Below are 20,640 nucleotides of genomic sequence, written 5' to 3' on the forward strand. Positions count from 1 at the left end.
AGAGGCGAAATTTCGCCTGCAAACCTGTGCATGGTTCGATACGTTGTTGAAAAAACAACAAGAGCAGGCAAACCAGACTATGGGAACGGTGTATAACGGCACCTTCGTCATCTCCTGGTCGCAAACATCCATCGACACGCTTCAATCGGCTCCGGTCGATTTTCTGAAGGTGGGTGCCGCATGGAGTTGGGAAGGCGAAGCAGTCCGTGTGGACGGCCCTAACGATTTGTTGCGACTAGAGGAGGCCGAAGGAGAAGCGGACCGGCGCAAACACGCGGCCCGCATGGTGCGGCGGCTTGTCGGAGCCGCAACAGAAGATGCCAAGGGTCTCGGCGCCTTTGCCCCCGATCACCCGATTGCGGACAAATGCTTTGTCGTGACCGACGGCCAATCAACCTACACCATCACCGTGATCGAAACCGGCACCCGCAAACCACCTTTGTTGATGTTTCTCAATGGGATGCCCCCAAGGCACCGCGACCTGTGGGTGGTGCACACCTCCCTATTGACCAGCGTCACCCAAAGCGATGCCGAAGTTCAGGGCGCGGTCATCTGCTTTACGCCAAAGACGCGGATTTTAACGCCCGACGGTGTGAAACCCATCGAAGAGTTGCGCGAAGGGGACCTTGTCCAGACCAAGGACAATGGCTGCCAGGAAATCCAATGGATGGGGCAGCGTCGCATGAGCGGGGCGCGTCTGTTTGCGATGCCAAAACTCCGCCCGATCCGCATTCGTGCCGGGGTGTTTGGGCTTGATGAACCCGACGAAGACCTTTTGGTCTCGCCCGAACATCGCATGCTGATCAAGGGTCGGGTCGCCATGGACCTCTTCAACACGCCCGAAGTTCTTGTGGCTGCGCGTGATCTGGTCGACCACGACAACGTATCGGTGGACCTGACCGTGCGTGAAATCACATATGTGCACATGCTGTTGCCTCAGCATGAAATCCTCTTTGCCAACGGCGTCGAATCCGAAAGCTTCCACCCCGCCAATGCGGCCTTGTCGACGCTTGACCCTTTTGATCGAACCCGACTGACCGGCATTCTGCCCGGTGTTGAACTCAACCCGCAAAGCTATGGTCGCTTTGCCCGTAGGAACCTGTCGTCGTCCGAGGCCGCAATTCTCATGCACGAAGCCGCCTGATCAAAGGCAGGCTCCGGGGTGGTTCCAGGCTATTCGAACGCCTCTTGGGGCTTTACCCCCCAATAGGCCCCTTTGCCCGCCCAGCCCCGGTATCCGCCTGCCGACAACTCACACCACTCCGCCTCGCAGCGGCGGACCTCGGCCACGACGCCCAGCGACAATTGTGCATTTACCTGTGACGACGCATCGGGTCGCGCATAGAGGTTGAGCATATCCGCCTCGACAATGACCGTGCGCACGCCAGAAAGCAGGGAATAATGCACCCACCCCCCGGCCCCGTCACGATCCTGCACCCGGCGCCAATGGCCGTGCTCAGCCGTGATCTGCAATGGCATATTGCGACGTTTGTAGACCCAGTCGATCCGATGAGACAATGACGGTCCGCGCCTGACATTCCCCTCGCTCGCCTTCATCGACACGAACCGGGGCAGCGGCAAATTGGTGACAGCCCCCCGGTCCTCAGCCGCAACAGGCGGGACCGCCAACATCGCAGCCAACACGGCAACAGTCATCAGTTTGCCCGACACTCTGCGGAACGACAGCCATTTCATGGAATGCGCCTCAATTTGCTTGGTTTTTTGGTTTTTGACGGCAGGTTCTTGTGCCCGCCGCAGCTTTGAGACACTGTGCCAAAACCTGACGCGCCGGGGAAGTGGTGGGAGTGAAACCATGTCATCAAAACGTTTGAGTGTTGTCGTCACGCGACGTTTGCCAGACGCCGTAGAAACACGTCTCAAAGAACTTTTCGATGTGCGTCTGCGCGACACCGATGTTCCGATGAGCCAAGCCGAACTGGCGGCCGCGATGCGCGAGGCAGATGTGCTTGTCCCCACCCTCACCGACAAGATCGATGCGGGGCTGATCGGTCAGGCCGGAGATCAACTTCGCTTGATTGCGAATTTCGGTGCAGGTGTCGATCACATCGATGTCGATACCGCCCGCAGCCGGGGCATTCTTGTGTCCAACACGCCCGGCGTGGTCACCGAAGACACAGCAGATATGGTGCTTGCCCTGATGCTAGGCGTCACCCGTCGCATTCAGGAAGGGCTGAACGTTATGCAAAGCGGCGATTGGCATGGTTGGGCACCGACCGCTTTTCTGGGTGGACGTTTGGGCGGACGCCGTCTTGGAATCCTTGGAATGGGACGGATCGGGCAAGCCGTGGCGCGCCGCGCAAAGGCATTCGGTATGCAGATCCACTACCACAACCGTCGCCGTCTGCGCCCCGAGGTCGACGAAGCGCTTGAGGCCACGTATTGGGAAAGCCTTGACCAGATGGTCGCGCGGATGGATGTTCTTTCCGTCAACTGCCCGCATACTCCGTCAACCTTTCACCTTTTGAATGCACGTCGCCTCAAACTTCTCAAACCCAGCGCGGTGATCATCAACACCTCACGCGGAGAGGTGATCGACGAAAACGCACTGACCCGCATGCTTAAAGCAGGCGAATTGGCCGGAGCCGGCCTTGACGTCTACGAACACGGTCATCGCGGCAATCCCGAACTACGCAACATGCCGAATGTTGTCATGCTTCCCCATATGGGATCAGCCACGCAAGAAGGCCGCCTTGAAATGGGCGAAAAAGTCATCATCAATGTCAAAACCTTTGCTGACGGTCATCGCCCACCGGATCAGGTTGTGCCAGCCATGCTCTGACACTGGTTTTGACCCTTGCTCTTTGCGTAAGGCCGAAAGATGAACAAAGCATGAACTCTCTTGATTTTTCCTTCAAAGGCGAAACCCTCTCGGCGCTCCCCAGTGGCGGGCTGTTCTGGCAGTCTGAGTCCCTGCTTGTGGTGTCCGATCTGCATCTTGGCAAATCTGCCCGCGCCGCGCGGTTCGGGGGCGCGCAATTGCCGCCCTATGAAACAACCGAAACACTGACACGTCTTTCTGCCGACTTGCACGCAACCCGTGCCAAGACGGTCATATGCCTTGGCGACAGCTTTGATGCCCCATCGCTACAATCTGCCCTCCCCGATACTGACCTGATGACCCTGACCACCCTGCAAGCCGGGCGCGACTGGATCTGGATCGAAGGCAACCATGATCCGGGACCAGTTGCTTTGGGCGGCACACACAAACGCACATTGGCCATCGCCCCGCTCTACTTTTGTCATATCGCCGAAGCGGCACCAAAATCGGGCGAAGTCACAGGGCACTACCACCCCAAAGCGACGCTGGCCCTACGTGGACGCATGCTTACCCGCCCGTGTTTTCTTTTCGACGAAACGCGCCTGATCATGCCTGCTTACGGTGCCTTTACCGGCGGGCTGCACAGCCATGATCCCGTGCTGACACGGCTGATGTCGCCCGGTGCTCAGGCCATACTTACAGGGCCACGACCTTGCAAAATTCCAATGCCGGGACTCGCCCCCTTGTCTTGACCCGCGCGGCATGCTCACTGTTCGGCATGAGCATCGATCCACGCATTCAGGCCAGTTTTGATCGCCAATCCATGATGGTGACCCTTGGTGCCACCCTTGCCGAAACGGGCAATGGAACGGCGACCATCAGCGCCCCGATCCTACCCGGATCAACACAACAGCAGGGTTTCGGTCATGCCGGCCTTACGTTTTCCATTGGCGACAGCGCTGCTGGCTACGCCGCCCTGACCCTGATCCCGGATCATCAGGAAGTTGTCACTGCCGAAATCAAGATCAACCTGATCGCCCCCGCCAAAGGCGACCGCCTGATCGCCCGCGGGCGTGTGATCAAACCCGGTCGCCGTCTGATTGTTGTCACCTCCGATGTTTATGCCGAATCCGGTGGCATCGAACGCCACATCGCCTGCCTTATGGGGACGATGGTACCTGTGGATCTCTGAAGGAACCGTAAATGCCGACATACAACCAGCCGCTTGGCGGCAACGATTCGCCCCGTTTCTCGGGCCCCAACACGATGATGCGCCTGCCCACGCAAACAACAACCGAAGGGCTGGACGCGTGTTTTGTCGGTATCCCGATGGACCACGGGTCTTCCAACCGCCCCGGCACGCGGCTTGGTCCGCGTCAAATCCGCGAAGAAAGCCGCATGATGCGCCCGTATAACATGGCCACGGGGGCCGCACCGTTTGAATGTATGCAAGTGGCCGATATCGGCGATGTTGCAGTCAATACCTTCGATTTGAAGAAAACCATCGGCATCATAACCGATCACTACCGCGAGATCATCAAACACGGCACGATCCCGTTGACACTGGGCGGCGATCATACGCTGACATGGCCCATCCTGCGTGCAATCAAGGAAAAACACGGTCCAGTCGCCCTTATTCATGTGGATGCCCATGCAGACACCAGCGACGAGATGTTCGGCGAAAAAGAAGCCCACGGCACCCCTTTCCGCCGCGCATGGGAGGAAGGCTGCCTACAGAACAACAAGGTCTGGCAAATTGGCCTGCGTGGCTCCGGGTATTCGCCCGAAGATTGGAACTGGGCACGGGATCAGGGCTGGAACGTCATCCCCGCAGAACAATGCTGGTACAAATCGCTGGCCCCGATGATGGCCGAGATCCGCGCAGCTATCGGCGATGCGCCGGTCTATCTCAGCTACGATATCGACAGTCTGGATCCCGCCTTTGCCCCCGGCACAGGTACAGTTGAAATGGGTGGCCTGAGCACATGGCAAGCTCTTGAAATCGTTCGTGGATGTGCAGGATTGAACCTTGTCGGCGGTGATCTGGTCGAGGTCTCTCCGCCTTTTGACACCACCGGCACAACCGCCCTGATCGCGTCCAACCTGCTCTTTGAGATGCTTTGTGCGCTCCCCAAGGCGCAAAAATAAATGAGCCGGGCGCAAGCCCGGCCCACACTCACGCTGTCAGACCCTCGGGTTCATCCACTCCATGCGACCTGCAACAGGCGGTCACGGTGTTCGCCAACAGACATGCGATGGTCATAGGACCAACGCCACCAGGCACAGGCGTGATCGCGCCCGCCACCTCGGCACAGCTGTCGAAATGAACATCCCCCACAAGCTGGGTTTTTCCGTCGCCCTTTTCCGGCGCATCAATCCGGTTGATGCCAACATCAATCACCGTCGCCCCCGGCTTGATCCAATCGCCCGGCACCATTTCCGCCCGGCCAACAGCGGCCACAACGATGTCAGCACGGCGGACCACGTCCGGCAAATTCTTGGTGCGCGAATGTGCGATGGTCACAGTACAGCTGTCACCCAACAAAAGCTGCGCCATCGGCTTGCCCACAATGTTCGACCGCCCGATCACCACCGCATCCATACCCGACAAGCTGCCATGATGCTCGCGCAGCATCATCAAACAGCCCAGCGGCGTGCACGGAACCATGGATTTTTGCCCAGTTCCCAAAAGACCAACATTCGATATGTGAAACCCGTCCACGTCCTTGGCCGGATCGATGGAATTGATAACCAGATCCTCGTCGAGGTGTTTCGGCAGCGGCAATTGTACCAAGATACCGTGCACCTTGAGATCAGCGTTCAGCTGTCCTATCAACGCCAACAAATCCGTCTCTGACGTGTCCAGATCAAGCTTGTGCTCAAACGACGCCATGCCCACTTCGACGGTCATTTTACCCTTGGACCGAACATAGACCTGAGAGGCCGGATCTTCGCCGATCAGAACCACCGCCAGACCGGGCGTGATCCCATGATCGGCCTTCAACCGCGCCACATGCGCGGCCACCTGACCCCGAACTTTGGCTGCAAACGCCTTTCCGTCGATGATCTGAGCGCCCATGATCCGTCCTTCTTCTTTTTCCAAACACGCACATGCACCCAGTGACGCCTCCAAACAAGCGATGATCGATGCAGGCAGCGGGATGGCGGGATGGCGGGTGGGGCGATTGGCACAGCCCGAGCGCCCACCCGCCATCAGATCAAAACAGACCTTCGATCTGGCCCGCATCATTCAGGTGAATATTCTCTGCCGATGGCACACGCGGAAGGCCCGGCATGGTCATGATCTCACCGCAAACAACCACGATGAACCCAGCCCCCGCAGACAAACGCACTTCGCGCACTGGTACGGTAAACCCTGTCGGCGCACCGCGTTGGTTGGGATCGGTCGAAAACGAATACTGTGTTTTCGCCATACACACCGGCAAATGCCCGTAGCCCTGATCTTCCCACAGCTTGAGCTGATCGCGGATTTTCTGATCCATGATCGCCTCATCTGCGCGGTAGATTTTCTTGGCAATGGTCTGAACCTTGTCAGCCAGTGACATCTCATCCGGATAGATCGGCGCAAAATCAGCGGCGCCACGGTCGATCACCTCAACCACCTTGGTGGCCAGATCGGCAGACCCTTTCGACCCCAACTCCCAGTGACGGCTCAGCACCGCTTCGGCACCCTGACCAGCCACAAAATCCTTGACCGCCTCGATCTCTGCGTCGGTGTCAGTGACGAAATGGTTGATCGCCACAACCACAGGCACGCCAAAGCTCTTGAGGTTTTCAATGTGACGGCCAAGGTTTGGGCACCCCGCCTTTACCGCGTCCACATTCTCGGCCCCAAGATCGGCCTTGGCAACACCGCCATTCATCTTCATCGCGCGCACCGTGGCCACACAGACCACGACCGACGGCGCGATCCCAGCTTTGCGGCACTTGATGTTCATGAACTTTTCGGCACCCAGATCGGCCCCAAAGCCCGCTTCGGTCACCACATAATCCGCCAGCTTCAGCGCTGTCGTGGTCGCAATCACTGAATTACAGCCATGCGCAATGTTGGCAAACGGGCCGCCATGCACAAAGGCCGGGTTGTTTTCCAACGTCTGCACAAGGTTCGGCTGCATCGCATCCTTGAGCAGAACCGTCATCGCGCCCTCGGCTTTGATATCGCGGCAGAAGACCGGGCTGCGGTCACGACGATAGGCGACGATCATGTCACCCAGACGTTTTTCCAGGTCTTTAAGGTCTTTGGCCAGACACAGGATCGCCATCACCTCGGACGCGACTGTAATGTCAAAACCTGCCTCGCGCGGAAACCCGTTGGCCACGCCACCCAACGAACAGGTGATCTGGCGCAAGGCGCGATCGTTCATGTCGACCACGCGCCGCCAGACAACCCGGCGGATGTCGATGTCGAGCTCATTTCCCCAATAGATGTGGTTGTCGAGCATGGCCGACAAAAGGCTATGTGCACTGGTGATGGCGTGGAAATCACCCGTGAAATGCAGATTCATATCCTCCATCGGGATCACCTGCGAATAGCCGCCACCAGCCGCGCCCCCTTTCATGCCAAAGTTCGGACCCAGCGACGCCTCACGGATGCAAATCATCGCTTTCTTGCCGATATGGTTCAGGCCATCGCCGAGACCCACGGTTGTGGTGGTCTTGCCTTCACCTGCGGGCGTCGGGTTGATCGCGGTGACAAGGATCAGTTTGCCATCCGGACGATCCTGCACAGAATTGATGAAGGTCTGGCTTACCTTGGCCTTGTCATGGCCATAGGGCAAAAGGTCATCTGACCCGATCCCGATCTTTTCCCCGATTTCCTGAATGGGGCGCTTTTGTGCCTCACGTGCGATTTCGATATCCGATTTGTACGACATGAAAGGGCTCCCCTGTAACGACAGTCATTTGTCCAAGGCATACAGTTGTGCACCCAAGCACCAACACCGTGAAACCGACACTTCCCAGCAAAACTGCGGCGGGAATGGCCGACCCGCGTCGCCAATCGGAAACCTTATCCGTATTCCGCTACGATCTGGCCAGATCAAGATGGGACCAAACCGGCTGGTCCGGCACATGCAGACGCAGATCATCGCCAAGGCTCAGGCACCCCGGCCGCTCGACCCACGCGGTGACACCGCGCCGATTCTGCGCCGCCGCCTTGAACGCCTTGCCCTTGCCGGGAAACACCGCCTCGATCTCGCGTGCGGGCAGATGGCAAGGGAGGTTTTCCATATCCACGATCAGTGTCACCCCACCCGGCCCCTGAAGCCGCGACGACGGGGGCACCAAAGTAAACTCGGGGATGCCTTCAATCACCAAAGTCGCACCAAGCCACACCGGATCAATCCACTCAAGCCCCATCTCGGATGCGATTGCCGCCAGCTCTTCGGCAGAGACCACGGACAGCTGGCGTACATTCGCAATCTCGGTGCCGCGCACATGTTGCGATGTCACCCGGCTGCACGAGGGTCGCGTTCGGCCCGAATGGCGTTCATTGACAGGGCCATCAAAGCCAAGTTCTAGCGCGTCCAAGGGTGCCGACAAAATCGACTCGCCTTCGATGGGCACACGGCCAACCCAGCGCACCGCTGCGACAAAATCCGTTCGTTTCAAAGCAGGCATATGCGTCTCTCAACACTGGTTTGCACGGCACACAACCTCGTGCCGCTGCCAAGAGCAACCCGAAACATGCGTATCACAAACGAAAAACCCCGATGCCGTATCAGGGCACCGGGGTTTTATTCGTGTTTCAAATCGAACTCAAAGCGTTGGCTCGGGCTCCAACCCGCCATCATCCGGGGTCTTCTTGGATTTTGGCTTGGTCTTGGGGATTGCCGTCAGGCTTGGTTTCTTGTCAGACACATCACCAGACGCATCGCCATCGCCAGCTTGCGGCGGCTCACCCCGGACAACGCGCTTGATCTCTTCCCCGGTCAGGGTTTCGTATTCAAGCAAGCCTTGGGCCAGACGTTCCCACTCTTCGTTCTTTTCCGTAAGGATTTTGAACGCCCGTTCATACGCGTCTTGGATGAACTTGCGGACTTCTTCCTCAATCGTCTCTTTGGTGTTTGCTGAGACCGAAAAACCCGCCGTGTTGCCGCTATAGCCTTCGGCGGCTTCGCGGTAGTCAATGTTCCCGACCCGGTCGGACATGCCCCACTGAAGCACCATCGCACGGGCCAACGCCGACGCCTGCTGAATGTCACCAGCCGGGCCATTCGACACGTTTTCCGGGCCATATTTGATGATCTCAGCCGCTTTGCCCGCCATGGTCATGGCCAGCTTTTCCTCGCACTCGGATTTATGCCAGTTCAGACGGTCGATTTCCGGCAGCGACACCACCATGCCCAACGCACCACCGCGCGGGATGATCGTGGCCTTATACACCGGATCACATTGCGGCAGCTCAAGTCCAACAATAGCATGTCCGGCTTCGTGATAGGCGGTCTTTTCTTTTTGCTCAGCCGTCAACACCATGGAGCGCCGTTCGGCCCCCATCATGACTTTGTCTTTTGCGTTTTCGAAATCTTCCATCGTGACGAACCGCCGTCCGACCCGCGCCGCCATCAGCGCCGCCTCGTTCACGAGGTTGGCCAGATCGGCGCCCGAGAAACCCGGTGAACCGCGTGCAATGATCCGTAGATCCACGTCCGGACCAAGTGGCGTTTTACGCGCATGCACGCCAAGGATTTTTTCCCGGCCCTTGATGTCGGGGTTCGGAACCGTAACCTGACGGTCGAAACGACCAGGACGCAGCAGCGCAGGGTCAAGCACGTCACGACGGTTGGTCGCCGCGACGATGATCACGCCCTCGTTGGCCTCGAACCCGTCCATTTCAACCAGGAGCTGGTTCAAGGTCTGTTCGCGTTCGTCGTTGCCACCACCGTAGCCGGCACCACGGGCACGTCCCACGGCGTCGATTTCGTCGATGAATACGATGCAGGGTGCGTTTTTCTTGGCTTGTTCGAACATGTCGCGCACGCGGGACGCGCCCACGCCGACGAACATTTCCACAAAGTCAGACCCCGAAATCGTGAAGAACGGCACACCCGCTTCGCCTGCAATTGCGCGCGCCAGCAGCGTTTTACCGGTGCCCGGAGGACCAACAAGCAACGCGCCTTTGGGGATCTTGCCGCCAAGCCGCGAGAACCGCTGCGGGTTGCGCAGGAATTCCACGATCTCTTCCAGCTCTTCCTTGGCCTCGTCGATGCCAGCCACGTCGTCAAAGGTGACGCGGCCATGCTTTTCGGTCAAAAGCTTGGCCTTGGATTTGCCAAAGCCCATCGCGCCGCCTTTGCCGCCGCCCTGCATGCGATTCATGAAATAAATCCACACACCGATCAGCAAGAGGAACGGAAGAAGGCTAAGCAGGAAGGACTGAAAACCCGATTGCTGCTGTTGTTCCGCCCGGATCGGGACATTGTTGTCGATCAGCAAATCCGTGACAGTGGCGTCTTCGGGTTTGATTGCGACGTAGTCTTGACCGTCCGTGCTGCGGAAGCGAACCTGTTCGCCGTCCAGTGTTACCGAACTGACCGTGTTGTTTTCAACCGATGATACAAAATCAGAATAGCTGATTTCGCGGCTCTGAAGGGTGTTACCACCGCCCGAGAAAATGTTGAAAAGCGCAAGGATCAGCAGGAACAGAACGACCCAAAAGGCGATATTTCGTGCGTTGCCCAAGGAAATTTCTCCTGAATGTGACACGGGCGAAACGGCCCGTGTCTCTTGGCCTATAACATAGACATGCGCGGCCCGTGTTCAATGCGAAAGACAAAATGCCTCAAAACCGGTGTCGGGCCGCCCAAGCACGTAGCGACGTGCCGTGATGTTCGTCCCGATACCAAGGGCAGGACAGGCCAGCAAGGCATCGTTCAACCAAACCGCGGGCAAGGCGAGCGCCGCGCGATGTGGCACCAATGGCGGCGCTTTGCTTTCGATCTGGCACCAGCCCGACTGACCAAGCGCACAGACCTTTGCGTCCCCCGGCATAGCACCACTTTGATCGCGCAGAACCCACTGACCATCCCAGAGCGCTCCGAGCCTTGAGGGACTGCACTCAACCGCCGCCGCTTCTCGGACGAACCGCAGGTGCGCCTTTTCCACAATCACATCGACCCCGTGCAGGGTGCCACCCCTGCCCGACAAAACCTGATCCAGCAGTGCGTCGCTTGACGCCGCACGCGGACGGTATTCTGCAGACCCCACATAACATATTGCCGAGGTCAGCAGCCGAAGCTGCGTTTCTGCGTCCAGCGCGGCAAAGCCATCCCGATCCAATCGCACCTGGCCCAAAGGTGCATCGGACCCAATTTCCGCAACCGCCCCAACCAACCGTGCCTGCAACGCGTCCCGCGCGCGTGCCATACGCTGGCCAGTGTCTGCCAAAACAGACGCAGTAAGCCCTTCTTCGCTCAAAACCTTTAACAAATGCCGAACGCGCACGCGATCAAAGGCCAGATTTTCGTTTGACGGGTCCTCGACCCAGCGCCCTTGCAAGACCCGTGTATAATGCCGCAGCGCATCGCGGTGCATATAAAGGCAGGGCCGGACCACGGCAAAACCCGGGGAACGAGCGTCGTGCGCGGGCGGCGTGCCAGACACATCATTTGCAGCCAAAGGTGGGACAGACAGGGCATGTGGCACAACCTGCCGCGCTGCGCGCATCCCCGAGAGGCCATCAACACCCGACCCACGCATGAGCCGCATCAACACCGTTTCCGCCTGATCATCTTTGGTGTGAGCAAACAGCACATGCCGCACCGGCCCACGCCATTTGTCGATCAACGCGAGGCGCGCACGGCGCGCGGCGTCCTGCACATTTCCAGTGCCATCCCAATGCCAACGAAGCGTTGCATGCGGCCAGCCCAGAAGCGCACATTCCTCCGACACCATGGCAGCCTCTGCCGCACTTTCGGCGCGCAAACCATGATCAATGGTCACAACCCAAAGCCGAACGCCGTAGTCGCGGGTCCAATTATGGGCCAGATACAGCATTGCCATACTGTCGCCGCCACCCGAGACAGCCAGACCGATATCAGACGGGAAATCGGGCCCAAGCAGCTGCCCCATTGCGTCAGCAAACCGCTGCGCCAGCGGTGTCTCGGTCACTGACAGTCGAACCGGGCTTTGGCCGCATCCGCCTGCGCGATGGCATCAGTGCTGCCGGGATAGCGCCCCGCGACCTCGGTCAGGGTGACACAACCTTCGTCCACATTACCCAACGTTGCGAGCGCTGCACCAAGACGCCACAAGGCTTCTGGCCCCGCCGCATCATCAGGATAGCCGGCATAAGCATCCAGAAACCGCCGGGCCGCATCGCGCAGATTGCCCAGCCCCTCAAGCGCGCGACCTTCCGCCACAAGCGCCTGCGCCTCTAACGGTCCACCGGGATAGGTCTGGCGAAAGGCCGCAAACTGGTCTGCGGCGGATTGAAAGTCACCTTGGGCGAGCGCCTCCCCAGCCCGCCGAAAGTCTGTCTCTTCGCCGACGGCCAATTGCGTTCCGCTGGATTCTGGAATGCTCGGCTGCACCGACGGGGTCGCCGCGCTCGTCGCGCCACCCAAGGTGGGTGTCTTGCCCAACGCGCCGATATCGCATCCGCTTTCAAGCTCGCACAGCCGGAACTCCAGGTCGCCAATGCGCTGTGCCCCGTCTTCGGCAATACGCCCGACACGGAACTCAAGCTCTTCAGTCTTGGCCGTAAGGCGCTGCAATTCGAATTCAATCGAATTGACCCGATCAAGAATCCCGGACGGCAACGCAACAGAGCTGGTGCCAGTTGTGCTTAATTCACGTTTGAGTTTTTGAATCTCGACAAACAACACCGACATATCCTGTCGGATATCAGCCAAGGTTTCCTGCGCCTGCACCCCAAGGGGCGCAAACGCCAGCACACAACTTAGTAATCCAGCCCTCAAGCGCATCCGGTTCTCCGTCAGCTCGACAATCCGGCAGAGATGATCGTCACCGCCCGCCGGTTCTTGGCATAACACGACTCTTCAGAGCAGATTTCAATGGGGCGTTCCTTGCCATAGCTCACAAAACGCAGCCGGTTGGACGTAATACCCTGTGCAACCAGATATTCCATCACCGAATTCGCGCGGCGCGCCCCAAGCGCAAGGTTGTAGGCCCGCGTGCCCTGTTCGTCGGCATGGCCTTCGATCACGGCCTGATAATCCGCATTGGTCCGCAGCCATTGCACCTGACCATCAAGGGTGGCGCGGGCTTCGGGGCTGAGCGTGGACTGGTCCACGGCGAACAGAACACGGTCGCCGACAGTCTGCTGGAAATACGCAGGCGAGCTTGGATCGCTGGCGCTACCGGGAACAAAGCCACCGGCCTGACCCGTGGCTGCGTTCAAATCGACCGAGTCATTGTCAAAGCGGTTGGCATTGGTACAGGCTGACAGGGCCAGAACGGCCAACAGCATGGTGAGTTTTGCGGAAAGTCGCATGAGATGTCCTGCTCTCTTTATCGTTGGTCCGAATTTACCACAGCATCGCTGCCGCGCCTAGTCGTCTGCCGGGTTCGAGAACTTTCGTATGAAAATTCTGAGCACTGCACACTAATTTCTGGTGAAAGGGCACGCGTCACTGCAACGGTCCCCAACTTGGATCAGACGCCCCTTCGGGTGTCCGCACCCGCTTGAGGTTCCGACCCGAGATATCGACCGTATAAAGCGAAGACGCACCCTGCGCGCCCTGTGTTTCGCGGGCAAACATGATGACACGTCCATTTGGAGACCAAGTCGGCCCCTCATCGAGGAACGAAGCGGTCAGCAAACGCTCTTCGGATCCATCCGTACGCATCACGCCAATATGGAACCGGCCTGCATTTTGTTTGGTAAAGGCAATCATGTCCCCGCGCGGCGACCAAACCGGCGTCGAATAGCGGCCCTGACCAAAACTGATCCGACGCGCCTCGCCGCCACTTGCAGCCATGACATAAAGTTGCTGCGTGCCCGAGCGGTCGCTTTCGAACACGATCTGGCTGCCATCCGGTGAATAGCTTGGCGCGGTCTCAATCGACGGCGCGCTGGTCAACTGGCGGGTGCCGCCGCTGCCGATATCCATCGCCCAAATGTCCGTGTTGGACCCCTGGGTCAGCGAATACACCACCGTCTGACCATTGGGCGCAAACCGGGGCGCAAAGCTCATGACACCGTCCTGGCCTTGCAGAATACGGCTTTGTACCATGCCCACTTCAAGAATATGCACCCGCGGCATGCCCGTTTCATAGCTGGTATACAGCACCCGTTCGCCGTTTTCCGAAAAGCGCGGTGCCAGAACAAGCGCGCTGCTGCCAGTCAGAAATTGCACATTTGCGCCGTCGTAATCCATAACGGCAAGCCGCTTGAGCCGCTGATCCTTGGGGCCACTTTCGGACACATACACCACACGGCTGTCGAAATAACCACTTTCGCCCGTGATGCGCGAATACACCTGATCGGCCACTTTATGCGCCATCCGCCGCCAGCCGTCCGGCGTGCCTGCAAACTGCATACCTTGGCCAAGCTCTGCCCCGGCAAACACGTCCCAGACACGAAACTTGACCACCACTCGTCCACCGGATTCGCTCACCGCTCCAGTGACAAGCGCTTGGGCGTTGATCGCCTTCCAATCAGCAAACTGAACCGGGCTGCCAAAGCTGGTAATCTGGCTGATATGCGCCTCGCGCGGCACTTCGCGGAAAAGACCCGTTCCAGTCAGATCCTCGGCGACAACCCGTGCGATCTGCTGTGCCAATTGCTGGGCACCTGCGCTTTCAGCCACAAAATCAGGCACCGCATAGGGCAGTGGCTCTACCACGCCTTCGGTGATTTCGATCCTGAGTGGTCCGCTTTGCGCCAGTACCGCCAACGGCGCACAAACAGCCAGAACCAGAACAGTCAATAGCGATGCAACGATCTGTCTCATCGGATCCTCATACTCTCGGGGTTGAACGTCATCTCGACGGTCTTCCACTGATCAAATTTCTCGGGTGGCAGGGTATATCCGTCGCCCTGACACCGCAAAATCGCACGACGCGCGGCCTGAAAAGCGGTTTCCGCAGCCGATCCATCGCCACCGCTGGCTGCAAGCATCTGCATGCTTGTTGCGACAACCCGGCCCGAACGATCCATCTCGAATCCCACAGTCACCGTGACATTCGACGCCTGCGAGCCGACATCCACAACCCAGCAATCCTGAACCGCAAGACGGAAGCCGTCCCGCTCGCCTGACGTAAGCGGCGGACCATCGGCTGTCCCGGTGGCGCTGCCAGCCAGTGCTTCTTGCAATGCGTCGGCAATGGCCGACGCGGTCGCATCTGCCACAGGTTCCTGTGGCGCAGTTTCTTGCGGCGCGGGCGGCGCAGCTGCCGTCTCCGTCTCGGTTGGTGCCGGACGGTTCGGACGCACTTGCGGGCGCGTCGATGCTGTAGGCGCGCGGGCGGGCTGTTCAGCCTCAGTCACGATCTCGGTCGCCGCAGCCTCTGGCGCAGTCGCCTGTTGCTCCTCGGCTTCGGTCACATCCGGCCTCTCGGCTGGCTCTATCGTTTCTTGAACCTCGGGTCCAACCTCCGCCTCAGGTTCGGGCTCGGGAACAACCTCGGCAGCGACACGCGGCGCGGGCCGTGGCACCGGACGCAACGCAACGTCTGGTGCGTCCACCTCGGGCACCGGCTCTGGTGCAGGTGGTTGCGGCAGCTCTTCCGCGACGGGCGGCTCGGGCAGCGGCTCTACGGGTTGCGGCACTGGATCAGGCCGCGCAACAGGTGCTGTTTCGGCTACGGGCGGCGCGGGCGTAGGCTCGGGTGCCTCGGGTTGCGGTAAGGCAACAGGTTCCGCGCCAAGTGCCGGAGCCGCCTGCGGCGGCATCATCGAGGCGAACTGTGCCTCAGAAATGACCGACACATCAGCCACTTGAACCTCCGGCGGATCGCTTCGAAAAACGCCCCCGAACAAAGCCCACAGGATCAACACCCCGTGCGCACCGCCCGATATATAATGCCCCGTGTGCACTGCGCGCCTCAGCCATCCGACCCGTCAAGAGCCGGCCCTCCGATATCGGTCACCAGCCCAATAGAACTGAAACCGCCTGCATTGAGCGCACCCATAACCTGTGCCACGACCTCATAGGTCACAGCCCCATCCGCGCGCAGAAACACCCGGTCATCCGACCGCTCTGCGGCGATCGCCCGCAAACGCGGGACCAGATCGGCGCGCGCCACTTCGGTGGTCTGGATCGACACAACACCATCCGCCCCGATGGTCACGGTCAGCGGTTCTTCGGTTTCCGACGGCAGGGCCGTCGCGGCGGTCTTGGGCAATTCCACCGGAACCCCAACGGTCAACAACGGGGCCGCCACCATGAAGATAATCAAAAGCACCATCATCACGTCAACAAACGGCGTGACGTTGATCTCGGACATGGGCATGGAACGGCCCTTGCGCCGCCTGCGCCCGCCTCCGCCACCCTGTCTGACGACACCTCCCCCCATCGCTCAGCTGTCCAACTGGCGGCTGAGAATTGTCGAGAACTCATCGGCAAAAGATTCGTAGCCCGCCAGAATGCGATCACTGTCTGAAGACAGCTTGTTGTAAAACACCACCGCCGGGATCGCCGCCAAAAGGCCAAGGCCTGTCGCAAGCAACGCCTCGGCAATACCGGGTGCCACCACGACAAGAGATGTGTTCTGCTGCTGTGCGATTTCCACAAAGGCATGCATGATGCCCCAAACGGTGCCGAACAGGCCCACAAACGGCGTCACGGACCCGACAGTCGCCAAAATAGCCAGGTTTTTTTGCAGATCTTCGGCCTCTTTCTGAATTGCGACGTCCATTGACCGGTCAATCCGCGCATGCGCACCCGCAATCAGGCCACCATCATCGCGGTGTGACCGACGCCATTCGGTCATCCCTGCGACAAACACCTTTTTGGCGCGCCCGTCCGGGTCGGGACCGATCTGGTCGAACAATTCATCTAGCGGCTCTCCCGACCAAAACGCACGATCAAACTCTGCCGCTTCGGCCCGTGCCTTGCGATACAGAATGATTTTCTCAAAGATAATGGCCCACGCCCAAAAAGACGCGATGATCAACATGAGCATCACGAGCTTTACCGTCACCGTGGCCCGCGCAAAAAGTCCCCACATGGAGAAATCAATCTCCTGCGCCAACGCAAGTGTTTCTGCTTCCATCTGCCTGCTCTTTAGCCTGTTGGGCCCAATTGGTCGGGCTCTGATTACCAGCCTCAATACCGCAATTTCAGGGGAAACGCCAACACAATGGCGTCAGAACAGGCGCAATTCGGTATCCTAGTGAACCTGACGGCGGATATTTGCCGGAAGCCGCGCAGGCGCGCCGCTTTCGCCGATGCAAACGATCACAACTTCTGCCTGAAACAACAGATCCGCACCGCGCAGCACCTCTTGGTTCAGGATCAGCCGCACCCCCGTCACGGCCTTGATCGCGGTCCGCACCTCAAGCGCGTCATCGAATTTCGCAGGCTTGAGGTACTCTGCCGCAACCCGTCGCACGACAAAGACCACCCCGTCCTCTTCGCGCATCGCGTTCTGATCAATACCAAGGGACCGCACCCAATCCGACCGCGCCCGCTCGATATAGCGCAGGTAATTGGCGTAATAGACAACCCCACCCATATCTGTGTCTTCGTAATAGACACGAACCGGAAACATATGGACCATCAGGCCAACCCCTGTTGCGCCACGTGTATCCGCGCCGCAAGGCGCAGCGCATGGGTCTCGTCTTGCGCCATTGGCGGCAATACCCGATCATACGCCGCCCTGATAAGAGCCCCGATCTCGGGTCGCAGCACATCGCGCCCATCTTCCAGCTTCCCCAAGGGCGACCGATCGGTAAAGGCCAGGTCTGACCAGAGCAGCATGGATTGCACCACTTGGGTCAAAGCCAATGTCTCGGCCGGGATATCCGACAAGACCTCGTCCATCCGCAAAAAGATAAAACAGGCCTTGATCGCGCCAGCATCGTCAAACCGGAACACCCGGTACTGGTTGGCGTCTGCCGCCGACAGTTTGGCAACCAACGGTGCAAGCCCGTCGATCAACCGATCCAAGTCCGGCACTGGCAAAAGCTCTTCCCAGTCACGAAAGAAAAACACCATCACATTGGCGCCCAGTTCGGGGTCGGTTTCGGCCATATGATGACCGGCCAGCGCGCACACCGCCTCGAATGCGCCCTTGACCACGGACAGGGTTGCGTCTTCGACACCGAACACGATGGGCGCAATCGGACGCCCCCAACGCGCAAACAGATAAGTTCCGTCAGACCGCGTAAAATACCGCTCAACCTCGGCAGCATCCGTCATGAGGCACCGCCCCCTTGCTTCTTCTTTTTCCAAATATGCAGTCATGACTTCTGGCACAGGGTGCGCCGCCGGGCAAGTCAGGCCTGCCCGAACAAATCCGATTGCCCCGGCTGCCGGGGCGCAGCCATGCCCAAATGGCTCCACGCCTTTTGCGCCAACATCCGCCCGCGCGGGGTGCGCTGGATCAACCCTTGTTGGAGCAGATACGGCTCGATCACCTCTTCCAGCGCATCGCGGCTTTCCGACAGCGCCGCCGACAAGGTCTCAATCCCGACAGGCCCACCCTGATAATTCTCGGCAATCAGGCTCAAATACCGACGGTCTGCCCCATCAAGGCCAAGCCGATCCACCCCAAGCCGGGTCAGCGCGCTGTCGGCAAGTTCCTTGGTGACAACCCCGTCACCTTCGACCACCGCAAAATCGACAACCCGGCGCAACAGCCGACCTGCGATCCGGGGGGTGCCTCGGGACCGTCGTGCTATCTCGCGCGCGCCTTCGGGGGCCGTGGTGACACCCAGTTTGAGCGCATTGCGCGTCACAATCGTGTTCAGCTCGTCTTCTGTGTAAAAGTTAAGCCGCGTGGGAATCCCGAACCGGTCGCGCAGCGGCGTGGTCAACAAGCCAAGCCGCGTTGTCGCACCGACCAGCGTAAAGGGCTGCAATTCGATCCGCACAGTACGCGCCGCTGGCCCTTCGCCAATCACGAGATCAAGCTCGTAATCCTCCATCGCGGGGTAAAGCACTTCTTCCACCGCCGGGTTGAGACGATGAATCTCGTCGATGAACAAAACATCCCGCGCTTCGAGGTTGGTCAGGATCGCCGCCAAATCACCGGCTTTGGCCAACACTGGCCCAGAGGTCATGCGAAACCCGACGCCCAATTCGCGCGACATAATCTGCGCCAATGTCGTCTTGCCCAAGCCCGGTGGCCCATGAAACAAAGTGTGATCCATCGACTCTCCGCGCTGTCGCGCCGATTGAATGAATACCCGCAAATTTGCCCGTGCCTCGGCCTGTCCGACAAAATCGTCAAGCATCTGGGGCCGCAGCGCGCGGTCCCGATCCTCTGGCAATGGGTCTGGACGGACAATCGGATCAGACGGCATGGGCACGTCTCATCCCTGTCTGGACTTTCCCCACAACGGTGCCAAACCGAAAATACAGCGTGTCCATTCCCCTACCCCTTCGGTGCCAAAAGTTTGAGCGCCGCCCGGATCAATTCGGGCGTTGCTGCCTCTGGCGCATCACCCGCCGCTTGCGCAACCGCTCCTGCCGCCTCACCCGGCGCGTAGCCCAGATTACCCAGCGCCGACAACGCCTCGGCCTGCGCCGATGCCGAAGGGGCTGGTGCGCGGGCCACAGGCTTGGCCTCAATCGGTTCAATCAGCGCGTCATCGTCAGACGCCACAGCAACAACCGAAGCAGCACCACCCATCGCCATCACGGCAGGCGCCTTGTCCTTCAGCTCGTTGACCACCCTTTGCGCCGTCTTGGGGCCAATCCCCTTGGCGGCTTTGACCGAATTCCAGTCACCCAACGCAATCGCACGGCTGACCCCATCCGGCCCAAGTGCTCCCAAAATCGCCAGTGACGCCTTGGCTCCCACCCCTTGCACCGACATCAGCAAGCGGTGCCATTCCTTTTCGACCATCGTGGGAAAGCCGAACAATTGCAGAATGTCTTCCCGCACCAAAAGGTCGGTATAAAGCGCCGTCGCCTCTCCAGAGGCCGGCAAACCTGCCAGCACGCGATCCGAACAATAGACCACATAACCCACGCCGCGCACGTCGATCAGAACGTGATCGTCGCCCTTGTATTCAATCCGTCCCGCAATCCGCCCGATCATGCCCGCATCCTCATTCCCGGTCCCGTCATGTGATGCGCATGGCAGATGGCTATCGCCAAGGCATCCGCCGCATCAGACCCGTTGATCTGCGCACCGGGCAGTTGCATCTTGACCATGTGTTCGACTTGTTTCTTGTCTGCATGGCCGACACCGACAACTGTCTTTTTGACCGAATTCGGCGAATATTCTCCGATCTCAAGCCCGAACTGCGCCGGAACAAGCAAAGCCACGCCACGCGCTTGGCCCAGCTTGAGCGTCCCAACCGCATCCTTGTTCACGAATGTCTTCTCAATGGCCACCGTTTCAGGCTGAAACCGCTCGAACACCTCGGTTAAAGCAATATGAAGTGCCAAAAGGCGCGTCGCCAATTCGCCGGTGCCCGACAGGCACACGCCATTGCCGACATGGCGCAAGCGACTCCCGTCTACCTCGATCACGCCCCAACCAAGGAAGCGTAGACCCGGATCAATCCCCAAAACACGCATGCTGCTCGCGCCTATGTTGCTTTTGCATCACGGCTAGCACGAAACGCGAACAAACGCCAAGCATTCAAAACAAATGCGCCGCATTCAGCGAAATGTCGAAATCGTCTTGGATATCGTCGCCTTTGTGCTCTGAGCGCGGAAAACGACGTCAAAAACGTCGTGTTCTCCCTATGAAATAAGGCC

At 59.2% G+C, this 20,640-nt stretch carries 22 protein-coding genes; 5 read left to right on the plus strand and 17 right to left on the minus strand.

Annotated features, from left to right (window positions below):
* Nucleotides 1-79 precede the first annotated feature (79 nt).
* Complete coding sequence (locus ACSHXH_RS16420) at nt 80-1,144, plus strand: Hint domain-containing protein (protein WP_435672878.1); 1,065 nt, start codon at nt 80-82, stop codon at nt 1,142-1,144.
* 29 nt (nt 1,145-1,173) lie between these two features.
* Here ACSHXH_RS16420 and ACSHXH_RS16425 read toward each other — a convergent pair whose 3' ends face one another.
* Nucleotides 1,174-1,656 (minus strand): SH3 domain-containing protein, encoded by a 483-nt coding sequence (locus tag ACSHXH_RS16425; protein ID WP_435672913.1) that lies wholly within the window; start codon nt 1,654-1,656, stop codon nt 1,174-1,176.
* 157 nt (nt 1,657-1,813) lie between these two features.
* On the opposite strand from ACSHXH_RS16425, the gene ACSHXH_RS16430 reads away from it, so the two are divergent.
* From ACSHXH_RS16430 to speB, 4 genes are read left to right on the plus strand one after another with little or no spacing between them, the layout of a single operon-like run.
* On the plus strand, nt 1,814-2,800 hold the full coding sequence (locus ACSHXH_RS16430) for a 2-hydroxyacid dehydrogenase (protein WP_435672879.1): 987 nt from the start codon (nt 1,814-1,816) through the stop codon (nt 2,798-2,800).
* 50 nt (nt 2,801-2,850) lie between these two features.
* Nucleotides 2,851-3,531, plus strand: a complete 681-nt coding sequence (gene pdeM, locus ACSHXH_RS16435) for a ligase-associated DNA damage response endonuclease PdeM (RefSeq protein ID WP_435672880.1) — start codon at nt 2,851-2,853, stop codon at nt 3,529-3,531.
* Between the two features lie 26 nt (nt 3,532-3,557).
* The gene (locus ACSHXH_RS16440; protein WP_435672881.1) at nt 3,558-3,971 is read left to right on the plus strand and encodes a PaaI family thioesterase; all 414 of its coding nucleotides are present in this window, start codon (nt 3,558-3,560) and stop codon (nt 3,969-3,971) included.
* Nucleotides 3,972-3,982: 11 nt separating this feature from the next.
* Nucleotides 3,983-4,927, plus strand: coding sequence for an agmatinase (gene speB / locus ACSHXH_RS16445; protein WP_435672882.1), 945 nt, complete (start codon nt 3,983-3,985; stop codon nt 4,925-4,927).
* A 28-nt stretch (nt 4,928-4,955) separates the two neighbouring features.
* Here speB and folD read toward each other — a convergent pair whose 3' ends face one another.
* The 16 genes from folD to ruvC form a co-directional block, all read right to left on the minus strand.
* Complete coding sequence (folD, locus tag ACSHXH_RS16450) at nt 4,956-5,858, minus strand: bifunctional methylenetetrahydrofolate dehydrogenase/methenyltetrahydrofolate cyclohydrolase FolD (RefSeq protein WP_435672883.1); 903 nt, start codon at nt 5,856-5,858, stop codon at nt 4,956-4,958.
* A gap of 139 nt (nt 5,859-5,997) precedes the next feature.
* Nucleotides 5,998-7,674: a formate--tetrahydrofolate ligase gene (locus ACSHXH_RS16455; protein WP_435672884.1), complete on the minus strand. Its 1,677-nt coding sequence runs from the start codon at nt 7,672-7,674 to the stop codon at nt 5,998-6,000.
* A 148-nt stretch (nt 7,675-7,822) separates the two neighbouring features.
* Entirely contained in the window at nt 7,823-8,419 is a 597-nt protein-coding gene (locus ACSHXH_RS16460) for an MOSC domain-containing protein (RefSeq protein WP_435672885.1), read from the minus strand.
* A gap of 138 nt (nt 8,420-8,557) precedes the next feature.
* Nucleotides 8,558-10,480 carry an ATP-dependent zinc metalloprotease FtsH gene (gene ftsH, locus ACSHXH_RS16465; RefSeq protein WP_435672886.1) on the minus strand — a complete coding sequence of 641 codons (1,923 nt, stop codon included), beginning with the start codon at nt 10,478-10,480 and terminating at the stop codon, nt 8,558-8,560.
* A 78-nt stretch (nt 10,481-10,558) separates the two neighbouring features.
* Nucleotides 10,559-11,908, minus strand: coding sequence for a tRNA lysidine(34) synthetase TilS (gene tilS, locus ACSHXH_RS16470; protein ID WP_435672887.1), 1,350 nt, complete (start codon nt 11,906-11,908; stop codon nt 10,559-10,561).
* Nucleotides 11,905-12,723: a tetratricopeptide repeat protein gene (locus ACSHXH_RS16475; RefSeq protein ID WP_435672888.1), complete on the minus strand. Its 819-nt coding sequence runs from the start codon at nt 12,721-12,723 to the stop codon at nt 11,905-11,907. Before ACSHXH_RS16475 ends, tilS begins: the two co-directional genes overlap by 4 nt.
* Before the next feature lie 11 nt (nt 12,724-12,734).
* Nucleotides 12,735-13,253: a peptidoglycan-associated lipoprotein Pal gene (pal, locus tag ACSHXH_RS16480; protein ID WP_435672889.1), complete on the minus strand. Its 519-nt coding sequence runs from the start codon at nt 13,251-13,253 to the stop codon at nt 12,735-12,737.
* A 136-nt stretch (nt 13,254-13,389) separates the two neighbouring features.
* Nucleotides 13,390-14,715, minus strand: coding sequence for a Tol-Pal system beta propeller repeat protein TolB (gene tolB / locus ACSHXH_RS16485; protein WP_435672890.1), 1,326 nt, complete (start codon nt 14,713-14,715; stop codon nt 13,390-13,392).
* Entirely contained in the window at nt 14,712-15,701 is a 990-nt protein-coding gene (locus ACSHXH_RS16490) for a cell envelope biogenesis protein TolA (protein ID WP_435672891.1), read from the minus strand. Before ACSHXH_RS16490 ends, tolB begins: the two co-directional genes overlap by 4 nt.
* A gap of 107 nt (nt 15,702-15,808) precedes the next feature.
* On the minus strand, nt 15,809-16,279 hold the full coding sequence (gene tolR / locus ACSHXH_RS16495; protein ID WP_435672892.1) for a protein TolR: 471 nt from the start codon (nt 16,277-16,279) through the stop codon (nt 15,809-15,811).
* A gap of 3 nt (nt 16,280-16,282) precedes the next feature.
* A complete protein-coding gene (gene tolQ, locus ACSHXH_RS16500) occupies nt 16,283-16,978 on the minus strand; it encodes a protein TolQ (protein WP_435672893.1) in 696 nt (231 codons plus the stop codon).
* A gap of 117 nt (nt 16,979-17,095) precedes the next feature.
* Nucleotides 17,096-17,485 (minus strand): tol-pal system-associated acyl-CoA thioesterase, encoded by a 390-nt coding sequence (ybgC, locus tag ACSHXH_RS16505; protein ID WP_435672894.1) that lies wholly within the window; start codon nt 17,483-17,485, stop codon nt 17,096-17,098.
* Nucleotides 17,485-18,126: a hypothetical protein gene (locus ACSHXH_RS16510; protein ID WP_435672914.1), complete on the minus strand. Its 642-nt coding sequence runs from the start codon at nt 18,124-18,126 to the stop codon at nt 17,485-17,487. The genes ybgC and ACSHXH_RS16510 overlap by 1 nt, the downstream gene beginning before the upstream one ends.
* Nucleotides 18,127-18,203: 77 nt before the next feature.
* Entirely contained in the window at nt 18,204-19,232 is a 1,029-nt protein-coding gene (gene ruvB, locus ACSHXH_RS16515) for a Holliday junction branch migration DNA helicase RuvB (RefSeq protein ID WP_435672895.1), read from the minus strand.
* Between the two features lie 71 nt (nt 19,233-19,303).
* Entirely contained in the window at nt 19,304-19,972 is a 669-nt protein-coding gene (gene ruvA / locus ACSHXH_RS16520; RefSeq protein ID WP_435672896.1) for a Holliday junction branch migration protein RuvA, read from the minus strand.
* Nucleotides 19,969-20,457 (minus strand): crossover junction endodeoxyribonuclease RuvC, encoded by a 489-nt coding sequence (ruvC, locus tag ACSHXH_RS16525; protein WP_435672897.1) that lies wholly within the window; start codon nt 20,455-20,457, stop codon nt 19,969-19,971. The genes ruvA and ruvC overlap by 4 nt, the downstream gene beginning before the upstream one ends.
* Nucleotides 20,458-20,640: the final 183 nt, after the last annotated feature.

This window comes from Marivita sp., from assembly GCF_051251565.1.
Classification (GTDB): Bacteria; Pseudomonadota; Alphaproteobacteria; order Rhodobacterales; family Rhodobacteraceae; genus Marivita.